Raw genomic sequence first — 13,539 nt, 5'->3', positions numbered from 1 at the left:
TTTGCTGATCAGTACCTGGGCCAGCAAATTAGTGGTGGGAATGCCCTTGTCGATGATGTGGGGCGCCACCGGCGCCTGCACCAGGCTATCGCACTCCCGGCAGCACCACTTGCCCCGGATATGACGTTCAACACTAAAGGTGCCGGGCTGGTAATCCAGCTTCTCACTGACATCCTCACCGATGCGGGTCAGGGCGCAGCCGCAAGAGCAGCTTGTGCTCTCGGGCTCGTGATGTATCTCAGTGCGGGGCAAATCCTTGGGCAAGGGCTGACGCTTGGCCTGTTTGCGCACGCGTCGCTCGATGGCCTTCGGCGAGAGGGCTTCCAACTCCGCTTCAATCGCAGCGATGTCTTCATCCACCAGCGCATCCAGCAAGGCCAGCTGCTGTTTATCCATCCCTTCGCTGCGTTTGCCGAAGCGGTGACGGCGCAGCAGGGCCAACTCATGAGTGAGTTTGTCGTTGTGGATTTCCAGTCGAGCATGGCTGGTTTGCAATTGCTGGATGACGGTGTCGCGCTGTGACACCTGGTCGTCGCGCTCAGCTAATGTCTTGGCTTGCAGCAGAATCAATTCCCGAAGCTGCTCGGGAGTCAGGTTCTGGAGATCGGCAGGTTGAAGCTGAGTCATACACCGACTTTGCCAGAACTTGGCGCGGCCTGCGATGACGATTTTGTAAATGGACTGAAGCGAGTAACTATGCTGCGCTGGCGCAGCATAGCAAACGAGATTTACAGCACCGAGATGGTGGCCGCGCCACCAGCGCGCTGCCAGGGCAGGCCGGTGACCAATGCCCGCAATTGTTCTTCATCCAGAGCAACCGCGCTACCTTCGCGCAGGCTGCTCCAGACAAATTTGCCACGATGCAATCGACGAGCGGCCAGCCAGAGGCCGAAGCCATCGTGCACCAGCACCTTCATCCGGTTAGCCCGTTTGTTGGCAAAAAGGTAGGCGCAGTGAGGCCGGGTTTCGCCAAAGCTTTGCACCACCCGGGCCAGAGTGGTATCCGGCCCGGCGCGCATATCCAGAGGTTCTCGGGCTAACCAGATCTCATCAATGCGGATCACGATGAGCGTAGCCAGTTCGAGAGGAGATCAAGCTGATCCAGCGGCCAGTGTATGACAACCGGGCCGTGGGTGCAGGTCAGTTCCAGCTTGAGCGCTTGTGGCGACGTTGAGGCTGTCGGCCTGGGTAGCGCGACTTTAACAAAGTCGCCGTTCTTGGGAGGGCGCGTCGCCTCTGTAGCCCGTCGCCATTTATGAATCAGGTTCGCGTTGACATTGAAGTGCTGTGCCACTGCCGCGATGGAAGCGCCTGGCTCAGCACAAGCGGCCAGCACCTGCGTCTTAAATTCCAGAGAGTGTCGGCGACGCCGTGGCTTAACCGGTGGTGGGAGTAATCCTTGCGTATCCATTTTAGGTGTCCACTTAAAGATAGGTGGACACCATCATGTTGGCCTGGGCTCAGGAGTGAAAGGTGTGTTGGCCGGACGGATACGAAAATCTGGAAAATCTACAGCGAAGAGTACAAAAAGCCCTTAAAACTTCGAGGTTGGCCAATGCAGTATTTTATAACCGCCATGACGATGTTGATCCTCGATTATTTGCCAGAGTATGGGATAGAAGACGGTGATGAGATTAGCGACATGATACGTCATAGCATCGATGCTTCAGGGCTAGTGCCATCCATGGTATTGCAACGTGCCATATAATGAAGGGCTAATATTTAGCAAGCCAGGAGAAAGCCGTTATGCGATGCGGCGCAGATTCGCTATTGCTAATCAGCTCGCCACCCCTAAAGACAGCTTACTGGAACAAAAAAACCGGGCTTTAACACTCCCTCCAATTAATTCATATAGGATGGCATACTTCTGTCCTAGCGAATCTCTACCCATTCGAAACTGCCCTAAATGTGCATTTGCAATCTATCACTCAGCGCTATTTAACTTACCATGGGTCAAAGAATGCCCTGTCCACAATTTGGCACTCATTGACAAGTGTCCAACCTGTGAACGCCGCTGGCCCTCTTTGAAAACCTTAAAGGAAAACAGCAATCATTGCCCCATGTGCGGCACTCATGTCTCCATAGATAGTATTGCTAACCGTCTAGATGATCAACCGCTACAGCCATATCACCAAATTCAAAGACTCCTGGAAATACTTTTCCCTACCTCTCTTGAGCGATATTGGCCAGTCTCCTATCCTCCAACGAAATCAAAAGTTGAGTATGCGATGCGGAACTCAATTGATTTTGATAGCCCTGATTATCCGTCGATAATTGGCCATCTATACCCTTCGAAAGTACAAGAATTGAGATGTGCCGGCATCTCACTTAGTAGTGTTTTACAATTCTGTGCAAAAAGGAAAAAGGCAAGCCTTGAATTGCAGAATTTAAGCAGCCAAACATGGAAATCTCGCGGCCCGCTCATTCCCTGGGAGCGGAGATGGCGCCGAAAAGCGGTACAGTTTATAACTCGATCAGGTATGCAAAGTGGACATACGGTTGTGCCCAAGACACTTAACCAGCTGTATCAACCCTTTGACCCAATCTTCCCAGAAATTATGCCGTGCGCACTCTGTTCGGCTTTTACGCTTTGGTTTTATTTTGCCTTTCGATACCGCGTAAACGATGTTCGCGTTCGCTACCAGCGTGCCTCTTGGTACTATCGAAACCCACTAGGATTTGACTCCTGCCAGCCCCTAGTCCCTCAGCCGCTCCAGATTTCTAAGAAATTGTACTCTACAGAATTAGGGGAAAGCCAAATTGCGTATGAGTATCCACAAACACTCCAGAAATTATTCTATTTTTTGGATTTGGTAACTTGCTTTAAAACTATATATAGCAATATTGCCATCCAGCACTTTTTTTCAGACGCTGGTTATGAGCCTAACCGATTTGTAACCGACAGAACAGAGCCATTTCTTGACCCTACAGCACATATGTTCAGCGACTTTTATTGTACACTTGAGGACTCAAATACCTTAAAAGTCCTAATTCCAAAACGAGTTTTCAGGCCTGAACTGCCAGATATCCACCCTTACATTGAGGACATCATTAAATCTAAGGGCCTAGAAGGCCAACTTCCTGAGCTATTATTTGGGCAATGCTGTAAAAATGCCCGAGTTAGTCGCCACCCACTGGCCACTGCGCGCTGAACCTGTAAACAACCAGTTTGAGCCTCCGAGCACCCAGGGTCGAATTTGGTTATCCACCCAGTTGTTGTCGATAGGGATAGCACCGTCATCGAGATAGCGGATCAAGGCACCCCAGCGTTTTAAGCTGTAGTCGATCGCTCTGGCCGTGCCACTGCCATCCTGCACATGCTGTCATTTTGCGATAAGCCAGTGCTACAATCAATCATCGGTGGGCTTTGATTTTTCATGCCGCTGTCGCTCGAAGTCATAGACCACGCCCTATGCGGCCGAGTACCGAGTTGAGGTATCAGTCCAATAGGCCTTATGAGTACGTTTTTTCCCCTGGGACCAGCATCACCACTGGGGCTTCGTCGGCGAGCTCTTTAAGGAGGGTTCAATCAAGGGCTGCAGCTCTAGTCATAGCGCCCCCCAATCTGCCAGTACGGAGCGCAAGATCGAGACTCCGGCCCAAGTAAACTGTTGCGCCCGCCGATGCAGTGGCTGGTGATCGGCGTATTTTCGTATCTATACCTGGGCCAGCAAATTGATGGAAAACCGCCCTACCCGCTAACTTTTATGTATTGGGTGCACTGCCTGCAATTGTTCTACCACCTCAGCGATCCGGCGACAGGGTGCCCTTTACGAGATCGAGTCCATGCGTTACTTTGCAGGGCTGCGCTTGTCAGATCGACTACCCGATCAAAGTACGACCCTCCGCTTCCGCTATTAGGAAGGACCTGGGCAAAGTCTTGAACACCCGGCTTCGGCAGCGAGGGCTGATGACGAGTGAAGGCACGATTGTCAATGCCACAATTATCACCTCGCCCTACTCAACCAAGAAACACGATGGAGAGCTGGCCTCTGAAATCCATCAAAACAGGAAAGGCAACGAATAGGCCGTTGGCCCCTTTATCACTGAACTGGCTGTTACATAGTCTTGGTATTTATAAATAGTATCAATGGCATAGCGGCCTCCTCGCCATTAGCAAGCGTCCTACAAACGAAGACTAATTCCTTATACTGCCGTCAGATATTCCTCTATATTATTAAATCGTTATTTTATATTCCAACGAGTTATGCTGCTCACCAGGGTGTTAATGGGACGAACCCACTTGTTCACTTGTCTCAACGAAGCGGAAACAGTGACTGGCTGCCTGCGTGACGCTGGAGACAAATTAAAAGGCCGGCCTTTGTTTTGCAAAAAAATTAGCGCCCCGAAGCAGTAGGCTGAATCAATGGTTTTCTATCAATAGGCTTGCGCGACCAATACCCCGGTTGCCTATTTGCTAGCTTTGCGTGAAAAATGGGATGCTGGTGTTTATTCCCTAGGAATAGAAAAACTTGCTAATCTTGTGTGTATGGGAGTTGACAATCATCTCCAAATATCAGCCATTTGGCTCTTCACCAGTGATGACGCTTTGCTTGGATGACCAACCGGCTTGACTGGCAACAAATACTCTTTGCTTCTTCTGCTGCACCGCTCGAAAACGGATTCTCTCACGCCTATTCTTATTGGTAGCTGTGCTTATAACCGCCACATAAGCGGTTACTACGACGACTCTTTGTTGCTATTGACAAAAAAGTCAAAAAATACACAGCCGCTCCACATCCAACAATATCACTGCAATTTATCTAATAATCGACGCATATAGATACACGTTTAACGCAACAATATTTCTTAGGTCGCTCGTCCAACCGAGTTTTAGTCAGGTATTTTCTATCTGGATCGCTGCTAAATGGCTCAATATTGGCTAGAATGGGCGCCATGAGCGTATTTTGCGGGGTTGGCACAAAGCTCGCTAGGAATGCCGTCGATGACGGACGAACAGCCTGTTTTGTCCGGTTTTAGTGCAGCACCACCTTCCCCCTACCTCTTGGCATCTGGTTCTTATGAGAGCGATATGATCTCTCCGCCAGGTACTGACGGTTACGCAAACAATGACAAGGTTTCAAGAGCAGTAATATGCCCAAAAGCAAAGCAATGTATGGAATCTCACGCATCGATGACGATATTCATCGCACCCATGCGTGGCGAGTAAGCTTACGACGTCAGCGGAAGATGATCGTCAAGAATTTTCCCGACAAGAAGTTCGGCGGCAAGCGCAAGGCTTTGGCCGCAGCAAAGCAATTTCGCGATGAAACCATCGCCGCCCACCCGCCAACAACGCGCAAGCAATTTTGCTCGACCCTTCGCCGCCACAATAAATCCGGCATTACCGGGGTCTACCGCTACGCAAAACGCTATAAGCTAAAAGATGGTTGTGTGAAAGAGATCTGGTACTGGGAAGCCCACTGGCCAACAGCCAAAAACGAAAGTGAAAAAGCCACTTTTTCAGTGCAAACCTACGGCGAACGCAAGGCCAAGCGCTTGGCCATTGCCGCCAGAGAAGCCGGTGTCGCGCGACTCGAGGGGGTTTTTTGGGCCTCAGAGCGGGGCGAGGTCAGCTAGCCCCCCCCTGCTTAATGCGCTGCACGCCCCAAACACCAGGCCGCCCCGATGCCCTGATCGCGTGCAGACACACCTCTTTTCAATCCAAACAGCCACGCTCCCTCACCCACGGCGGAGCTAAACGCTACCCGAACGAAAACAGCAGGAATTTACAGCAATCCAGAGCACCTTCTTGCACGTATAATACTAGCTCCGCCTATACTCTGATTTTACTACCCGTCACAACTTGGCAACTAAGTTCTCAAGGCGTGAACAAGGTTGAGCCTGTCACTTCTTGATGTCGAATGTAATTGATTTTACAGGCTTTATACCGTAGCTTGGGAATAGTATTTGTGCACCGGTCTGCTTTAAAATGCAGTACATCTGTCGTGTACGGCATTGAAAAGTAAGATTTACACGGCATCCGCTATTCTCTGGTTATATTGGCGACAACAGTTTTTTGGAAGGAACCTGGGTAATGAGTGAGAAAAAGTTGTCGACCACCTCCGGCGATGGCAGCACAACGAAGCGAGAAGCGGGCGTGCTGACGGTTGTGGGTATCGGCGCAAGTGCGGGTGGGCTCGAGGCACTCCAGGCAATGGTGTCCAACCTGCCCAGCGACACCAACATCAGCTTCATTGTGGCGCAGCATCTATCGCCGTCCTACAAGAGCATGATGGTCGACTTATTGGAAAAAGATTCGACAATTCCGATATTTGCGGCGGAAGATGGCACCGTACTCCAGCCCAATACTATCTATATTTGTCCGCCAAATTACAATATTGAGCTATCCCCTGGCGATGTCATCAGGCTCACCAGCTACCCCGAAATCCGCCACACCCCTCGCCCTTCGGTCGATATGTTGTTTGAGTCCATCGCCACGGTTAAAGGTGAGCATTCGATTGGCGTAATACTGTCCGGAACCGGCAGCGACGGTGCACGGGGCATTCGAGCCATCAAAGGTGAAAACGGACTTGGCATTGTTCAAGACCCCAATACCGCCAAATATAACGGTATGCCCAACGCGGCGATCAACTCAGGCAACGTTGACTTGATACTGCCCGCGTCAGAGATTGGCGAAGAACTGAAAAACGTTCTGATGTTTCCCATCGCCCGCTCGCGGGAAGACGAATCGACGGTCTCGCGCGATATTTACAACTCCATTATTCGGCAACTGAAAATACACTGTAATGTCGATTTTGGCTTGTACAAAGAGAACACCATTATTCGCCGTATCGAGCGGCGCATGGCCTCCCTGAAGATTGCCAAGGCCGCTGATTATCTGAAGCACCTGAATCTGCACACCGATGAGGTCAGCTTCCTGTTCAACGACATGCTAATTGGTGTGACCTCGTTCTTCAGGGACGCTCGAGCCTTCGATATTCTCAAGAATGAGCTCGCGCAATACATTGAGCGCAAGGAAGACAAGATTATACGGGTATGGTGTACCGGGTGTTCGACCGGCGAGGAGCCCTACTCCGTCGCGATGGTCATCAGTGACATTCTCGGCTCCAGGATCAACGACTACAAAATCCAGATCTTTGCCACTGACATCGATAGTCGGGCGATTAACTACGCACGCAATGCGGTCTACCCTGAGGCGGCGCTGCAAAACCTGCCCAAAGCCGTGCGCAAAAAATTCTTCGTGGTAAATGGCGACCAGTACGAGGTCATCAAGCCCATCAAGGCCATGGTGATTTTCTCGATACATGATGTTAACAGCGATCCGCCATTCCTCAGACTGGATTTAATAACCTGTCGTAACCTGATGATTTACTTCACTTTGGAGCTTCAGCGTCAGGTGTTGCCGATATTCCATTACGCACTGAACCCCAAGGGCTTGCTGATGCTTGGTCAGTCGGAGTCCATTGGCGTTTTTCAAGAGCAGTACCGGCAGCTATCGAAGTCAGGAAAGATCTACGAATCCGTCTATATCGGCAAAAAACTCCCGCCGGAGCGCAGTCTGAAGCGCAGAACTATCGTGGATTATGTGGAGACGCCATCAGCGGCGCCGATATCCCACTCCAAGCGCCTGAACCTGAACCTGGATGAGAAACTGTCCGAGCTGATTACCCAGCGCATCAGGGAGTTTGTTTTCCCCAATGCGATTCTGATCAATGAAAATCTGGACATCATTTACACCCAGGGCTCGAATCCATTGCTGGTACGCCCCGAGGGACTACCTACCAACAATATCTACAAAAACCTGAACCCACTGCTGACAGTAGATTTGCGTTCCGCCCTGCACTCCATTGATCGCGGCGAGGAGATGGTCAGCACCGGTTACCAGAATCTGGTGGTGGGCGGCGAGACCCATTGGGTGAAGCTCACCGTCGTCAACATCGTTCGCGAAGCCCCCTTGGGCGCGTTGGTGCTGATTTTCTGCCATATCGAAAAAGACAACAATCTACCGATCCGCGCGGACTCCACTGACGATGGCAGTGGCAAAATGATTGCGCTGGAGCAACAGCGACTCCTCAACAAAACCAAGGAACAGCTGCAGGACGTCATCGAGGAGCTCGAAACCTCCAACGAAGAAATGCAGTCCATGAACGAGGAGCTGCAAAGCTCGAACGAAGAACTGCAAAGTTCAAACGAGGAACTGGAAACCACCAACGAGGAGCTGCAGTCCACCAACGAAGAGCTGCAAACGGCCTACGCTGAACTGCGCATGGCCTACGAAGAGAAAGATCAGCAGCGCAACGAATTGCTGCGCCTGCGCTCTGAGCTGGAACAGACAAACAGCCTGCTTGAGGAAGCAGAGCGAATTGGTCGCACGGGCTCATGGCTGTGGGATATTCCTTCACGGAAAATGACCTGGAGCAATGGCTGTTACCAGCTATTTGGCTTTGACCGAAAGATCTTTTACCCCTCTTTCGAGGCATTTATCGGCATCGCTCACCCCGAAGACCGCAACCGGCTTGAAGACCATCTACGCAACCTGCTGACCGGCTCGGCAAAGCAGCCCTTTGTGTTCAAATATGAAGGGCACAACAAGGAAGTGAAGTACATTGCCATTGATGCGGTAGTGTCTTTCAACGACCTTAAGCAGGCGGTAAAAGTTATGGGTAGCATGACGGATATCACCGAGAAGAAGAGCTTCGAAAGCAACGAAAGCGCTCACAAGGTCAAAATCAACTACATCCTTAACAGCAGCTTGAATGGCGCATATATCTACAATTTCAACACCCAATCGGTGGAATATACCAACCCGCCCTTTACCGAGCTGCTCGGGTATACCTTAAAGGATGTGCAACTGGTGAATGGTGATGATTTCTTCACCCTCTTCCACCCCGAGGATCGCGACAAGATGCGGGAGCACTTTGCCAGTGTCGCCAAAGGAGATATCGGCAAAACCTACCCAACAGCGCACAAATTCAAGTGCAAAGACACCGACGAGTATCTACATGTATACTCAAACCACACCATTTATGAAGTCAATCAAGATAGCGGTTTGCCAGAAAAAATGTTGGTAACCTTTTTTGCGTCGAAGAAATAACCGGGGCGGGAAACTCATATTGGCCGCCCCGAATCCGCTTATTGGGTTCCCGCGTAAAATAACACTGGACGTAATGTAATACCCATTACGCGGGAAAATGACCGTGTTCCGGGGCAAGCAGGAGGACACTGCGACACAAATGGCGGCAGATAGCACAGAATTGACAACTTCAGACGTAATTGAAAGACAACCGAACGAATTTACTCCGGGGGTCTTTTATCTGGCGTTTGAACACAGCCCCGTACCCTGTTTGATTACAGATGAGCGTCTTGGAATTCTGCGTGCCAATTATTGTGCCCGGGAAATGTTGGGCAGTACCGTCGATCTGACCAGTAACAATGGCCGCCGCAACCATCTGGGGCAGTATATTGTTAAGGGCGCCAAGCAGTTTTTCGACTGGGTTGAAGAAATAGGCATCGTTGTTGGCGAGCGCCGCCCTTTCGAGCTTGCCCTTAGAGCGCGTGAATCAGTACAGCCGGTGCACGTCTATATGGAGCGCATCGAGCTGGTCGATGGCATTACCTACCATTTCTGTATGCCCTATGCCAGCAGCCAGCAAGGTATCCTCGGTCAGGGCAATCTTTATCGAACTATCTACGAGAACTCCCGGCACGCGATATATATCACCGACAAAGACAAAAAAGTTGTCGCCGCGAACAACGGCTTCACCGAACTGTTCGGTATTAGAGAAACCGAAATTGTCGGCCTGAGCGACCGCCGTCTATACGCAAAAAACGCCCGCGACGGCTACGAAGATGAAATCGTTAAAAGCCTCGAAGAGAAAAATTTCTGGAAGGGGCGCGTATCTATTGTCGATAAAAATCGTCGCCACGTAGACTGCAATGTCACGGTATCCATCGTTGACGATGAGCGCAGCGGCGAGTCCCTTTGCGTATATATGCTGGAAAACATTTCAGATCAGGTGCGCATCGAAAGCGAACTGGTTCGCTCTGCCCAGGTCGATACACTTACCGGCATTTGCAACAGGGCCGGCTTTAATGCCAACTATGCACGTATGTTTGGTGACTCGCAGCGTAGCGGCGAACCCCTGTATCTCCTGTTTATCGACCTTGACAATTTCAAACAAATTAATGACCGCTACGGCCACGACTATGGCGATGAGCTGCTGATCAAAGCCACGCAACGCATCAAGAACTGCTTGCGGGAGAGTGACTTCCTCGCCCGACTGGGCGGCGACGAGTTTGTGGTCTTGATTACCGGAGATGCTGAACGGGACGGCGTCAAGATCATTGCCGACAAAATCTGTACGGGACTAGCCAAGCCCTTTACCATCCGCGCAGTGAAACACACCTGCGGCGCGTCTGTCGGCATCGCCCAGTACCCTGAAGACGCCCTGACAAGCGACGGCCTCGTGCAGGCCGCCGACTCTGCCATGTATCAAGCAAAGTCTGCCGGCAAGAATCGTGCAGAGTTTTATAACCCGAACCCCGACAACAGCGTCCTCGCAATCCGCAAGGTCAAAAATGAAGTCGATATCGGCATCAAGAACAAAAAACTGCAGCCCTATTACCAGTCGGTTCACGACATGAGAACCGGTGAAATCGTCGGCTACGAATCCCTGGTGCGCCTTGTTGTGGACGACAAGGTGTTCAGTCCCAGTTATTTTTTCTCGTCAATAGAGAGTGGGCCACTAATGGCCAAAATGGGCACGGCGATGTTCTCAGACGTGTACCAGGGCATTGACGTGATGGAAAGCTACGGCATAGACGTGCCAGTGTCGATTAATCTTTCTGGATCACAACTACATTCAGAAGAAGTCCTCGACCATATAGAGTTCCTCTGCTCCCTGAACCGGAGCCTGCCAACAAAAGTCAATATTGAAGTCTCTGAGGCTACCGTCTGTGAAGACAGCGAGATTGTTGCGCGACATCTGAATCGACTTATCGAGCTTGGCTTTAAGATTGTATTGGATGACTTTGGCGCAGGAACAACCTCCCTTTATACGCTGCAAAAATACCCTTACGCCAACATAAAGCTTGACCGCCGATTCCTCGATGGCATTGAACAGCAGGGGAACCCGAAAGCAGACTTACTTTCAGGCATTATCGTTTTGGCCGATGCTTTGGGCATCAGTGTAATTGGTGAAGGCGTGGAGAACGAAAATCAGGCGAGAATGTTAGTGAAAGCAGGCTGTATTTTGGGCCAGGGCTTTTTGTATTCCGAGCCGCTTCCGCTGGAGCAAGTTCTGGAAAATAGCCGTAACGGGGCCGCCACCTGAAGCGCGCCACCACGGGGTTTATTCTCCCGTGTGATAGAGACAAAATGATACACTCCAGCCACAACCATTGCTCATGTTAAGGTCTCCAGCATGGAAAAATCGCTACCGAAAATACTGGCCGTCGAAGACGATTTGTCTTCAATTGCCTTGTTGAAATTGATTCTTGAGGCGTACTCCGAACTGATCATCGCAAAAAATGGCGAAGAAGCCCTTGAAAAAGCCAGCAGCTGTCATCCGGATCTGGTGCTGGTTGACCTGGATTTGCCCGATATCTCCGGCATCGAAGTGTGTCGCCGGCTCAAGGCAGACCCCACACTCACCGACGTTCCCATTATTTTCCTGACGGGATACAGCGACATCATGTTTGAAGCGCAAGCCTTTGAAGCCGGCGCAATAGACTATATCGTCAAACCAGTCAGCCCTTACCGGGTGCTGATGAGGGTCAATGCGCACCTGAATATCCGCCTGCCAGACCGCTCTAAAATGCGTGAATTGCTCAATCGCCAGCTTGAGAGTAGCGACCATTCTCAGACCTGAATACCGCCAACGTATCGAGGACTTCCTTTAACTCTGTGAGCAGCTCACGAATCGAGTGAGCTTCCCCATTGGACAGGCGTTGCTCTACGTCCGCCGCCAACAGGGACAGTTTTTTTGCCCCGACATTGCCTGCCGAGCCCTTTATTCGGTGGGCAAAGCGACGATTGGATTCCACCGAATCGTCGTCGGCACTTGCATATTTTTCCGCGTATAACTGACTGATATCGGTGTAGAAGGCCTCGCAGACTTTCATATATCCGCCCTCTCCAACCATCGACACCAGCCCCTCGTAGGAAAACAGTTCACTCGCGTCCAGTACGGAAAAGTCTATTTCAGCCATAAGTCTCCAGTGGGCAAACTCACAGGTTTATACCGCGTACCAGCGTCAGGCCGAAACGGGCAATACCTGCCAGATCCCGTTTTGGCATTTCGCCAATCCAAGGTATTCCAGCTTGTCGAGAGCATCGGCAATTTCAAAGTCCATTTGGTAGCCCCAACGTTGATCGAACCACCGTTCAATGTCCTGATCCAGTGCAGCCGCCGCTATCGGGCCCGGCGACGCCATCATAAAATACAGGGCGAGCACACTCTCCTTGATTTCAGATTCCTCGGCATCATCCAGTATACGCAATAGCACCCCGCTATTGTTATCTAACAGCTTAAAGTACAAATTCCGTGTAAGGGCCTCAGTAAACCGCAGCTTGCGGTTTTTGAAACTCGAGAACTGCTTCCAGAAATAGGCGCCCAACGTCCCCGCTCCCGCCAGGAGCGCCAGCACCGCATTGCGGTCGAGCGTAACTGCCTCGCTGCTCATTCCCAGCCAGAAGCCAATCAGCGACCCCAGTAGCACGAGCGTTGCCCCCAACTTGGTGGTCAGAACAATTCCGCCACTAATCAGTGCTGGTATGCCGATCATCAGCTTGTCCCGCAGGCGCATACCCACCCGTGTATTGGGGAATAGCATTTCAAGGTCGGCGTCGGGTACGTTTTGAAAGAGCTTAAGCATCACCGCCCCCGGGCGGTAAGACGCCATGCCCTTGTTATCCTCAATATCATCTTTAAAACGCAGATACAGCACGACGCGATCATAATTGACAAAGCTAACGGCTTTTTTCCACAAGCCCAATGGCCCGGTCAGGACCTCGCTACGTGCGCTGGCACCGCGGGTATACAGCAGTACTTCCGCGTAATCCTCCATATCGACCGCCAATCGAATATGGAAAAGCGACGCCGACTCCATCGCTGCAGCCAGGGCCTCCGGGCCTACCCGCTCGTAATTGGCCCGCTCCAGCAACGTTTCCAATTTGCTAACAAGGGATTGATCACCCTCGGAGGCCTTGCTGCCGATTTCTACTTGTCGGGTGTCTGCATCAGGGTCAAGAGGAAAATAGATATTCTTCAGTTCATTTCTCAGGGTATGAAATTCATCTTTAAAGCTTTGCTGAATATATGCCGCTGCCTGATCGAAACGACCGAGGGCCTCGTCGTTCAACCGCCCTTCCGCCCGGCACATTGCAAGAATGTCTGCACTACGAAAAGGAATGAAACGGTACAGTTTTTGGGCAGACATATCGCATATCCTGTTGCAGCAATGATTCAGAGTATTATCGCCGCACCAAAGCACCCACGGCATTTTTCAAATCATAGCATTGATAGGATAACTATTTGATATTCATAAAATAAAAGAAGGGAACCCATTGCAGGT

The 13,539-nt window shown here is 51.0% G+C and carries 9 protein-coding genes and 2 pseudogenes; 5 read left to right on the top strand and 6 right to left on the bottom strand.

Annotated elements, in window-relative coordinates; genetic code table 11:
• The 4 genes and pseudogenes from HCU74_RS08840 to HCU74_RS08825 form a co-directional block, all read right to left on the bottom strand.
• Nucleotides 1-453 (bottom strand): annotated as a pseudogene (locus HCU74_RS08840) (transposase); the annotation flags it as partial.
• A gap of 275 nt (nucleotides 454-728) precedes the next feature.
• Complete coding sequence (tnpB, locus tag HCU74_RS08835; protein WP_168450010.1) at nucleotides 729-1,064, bottom strand: IS66 family insertion sequence element accessory protein TnpB; 336 nt, start codon at nucleotides 1,062-1,064, stop codon at nucleotides 729-731.
• On the bottom strand, nucleotides 1,061-1,411 hold the full coding sequence (locus HCU74_RS20420) for a transposase (protein WP_168450009.1): 351 nt from the start codon (nucleotides 1,409-1,411) through the stop codon (nucleotides 1,061-1,063). Before HCU74_RS20420 ends, tnpB begins: the two co-directional genes overlap by 4 nt.
• 1,714 nt (nucleotides 1,412-3,125) lie before the next feature.
• Nucleotides 3,126-3,317: pseudogene (locus HCU74_RS08825) on the bottom strand (IS66 family transposase); the annotation flags it as partial.
• 394 nt (nucleotides 3,318-3,711) lie between these two features.
• Between HCU74_RS08825 and HCU74_RS20415 the strand changes: the two are divergent.
• The 5 genes from HCU74_RS20415 (at nucleotide 3,712) to HCU74_RS08805 (ending at nucleotide 11,834) form a co-directional block, all read left to right on the top strand.
• Nucleotides 3,712-3,861, top strand: coding sequence for a transposase (locus tag HCU74_RS20415; RefSeq protein WP_428480338.1), 150 nt, complete (start codon nucleotides 3,712-3,714; stop codon nucleotides 3,859-3,861).
• 1,233 nt (nucleotides 3,862-5,094) lie between these two features.
• A complete protein-coding gene (locus HCU74_RS08820) occupies nucleotides 5,095-5,580 on the top strand; it encodes an AP2/ERF family transcription factor (RefSeq protein ID WP_168450007.1) in 486 nt (161 codons plus the stop codon).
• Nucleotides 5,581-6,037: 457 nt separating this feature from the next.
• On the top strand, nucleotides 6,038-9,058 hold the full coding sequence (locus HCU74_RS08815; RefSeq protein ID WP_168450006.1) for a chemotaxis protein CheB: 3,021 nt from the start codon (nucleotides 6,038-6,040) through the stop codon (nucleotides 9,056-9,058).
• 139 nt (nucleotides 9,059-9,197) lie between these two features.
• Complete coding sequence (locus HCU74_RS08810) at nucleotides 9,198-11,297, top strand: EAL domain-containing protein (RefSeq protein ID WP_168450005.1); 2,100 nt, start codon at nucleotides 9,198-9,200, stop codon at nucleotides 11,295-11,297.
• A gap of 90 nt (nucleotides 11,298-11,387) precedes the next feature.
• Complete coding sequence (locus HCU74_RS08805; RefSeq protein WP_168450004.1) at nucleotides 11,388-11,834, top strand: response regulator; 447 nt, start codon at nucleotides 11,388-11,390, stop codon at nucleotides 11,832-11,834.
• Here HCU74_RS08805 and HCU74_RS08800 read toward each other — a convergent pair.
• Together HCU74_RS08800 and HCU74_RS08795 are read right to left on the bottom strand one after the other, a co-directional pair.
• Nucleotides 11,794-12,174 (bottom strand): Hpt domain-containing protein, encoded by a 381-nt coding sequence (locus HCU74_RS08800; RefSeq protein WP_168450003.1) that lies wholly within the window; start codon nucleotides 12,172-12,174, stop codon nucleotides 11,794-11,796. The two genes, HCU74_RS08805 and HCU74_RS08800, sit on opposite strands and share 41 nt — an antisense overlap.
• Nucleotides 12,175-12,219: 45 nt before the next feature.
• Entirely contained in the window at nucleotides 12,220-13,404 is a 1,185-nt protein-coding gene (locus tag HCU74_RS08795) for a TMEM143 family protein (protein ID WP_246864488.1), read from the bottom strand.
• Nucleotides 13,405-13,539 lie beyond the last annotated feature (135 nt).

This window comes from Spongiibacter thalassae (genome assembly GCF_012272835.1).
Classification (GTDB): Bacteria; Pseudomonadota; Gammaproteobacteria; order Pseudomonadales; family Spongiibacteraceae; genus Spongiibacter; species Spongiibacter thalassae.
This window is presented reverse-complemented; position numbering and strand designations above follow the sequence as displayed.

Coding starts and splice junctions, on each gene's coding strand:
- HCU74_RS20420 (WP_168450009.1), bottom strand. CDS start 1,411: ATGGATACGCAAGGATTACTCCCACCACCGGTTAAGCCACGGCGTCGC.
- HCU74_RS08820 (WP_168450007.1), top strand. CDS start 5,095: ATGCCCAAAAGCAAAGCAATGTATGGAATCTCACGCATCGATGACGAT.
- HCU74_RS08815 (WP_168450006.1), top strand. CDS start 6,038: ATGAGTGAGAAAAAGTTGTCGACCACCTCCGGCGATGGCAGCACAACG.
- HCU74_RS08810 (WP_168450005.1), top strand. CDS start 9,198: ATGGCGGCAGATAGCACAGAATTGACAACTTCAGACGTAATTGAAAGA.
- HCU74_RS08805 (WP_168450004.1), top strand. CDS start 11,388: ATGGAAAAATCGCTACCGAAAATACTGGCCGTCGAAGACGATTTGTCT.
- HCU74_RS08800 (WP_168450003.1), bottom strand. CDS start 12,174: ATGGCTGAAATAGACTTTTCCGTACTGGACGCGAGTGAACTGTTTTCC.
- HCU74_RS08795 (WP_246864488.1), bottom strand. CDS start 13,404: ATGTCTGCCCAAAAACTGTACCGTTTCATTCCTTTTCGTAGTGCAGAC.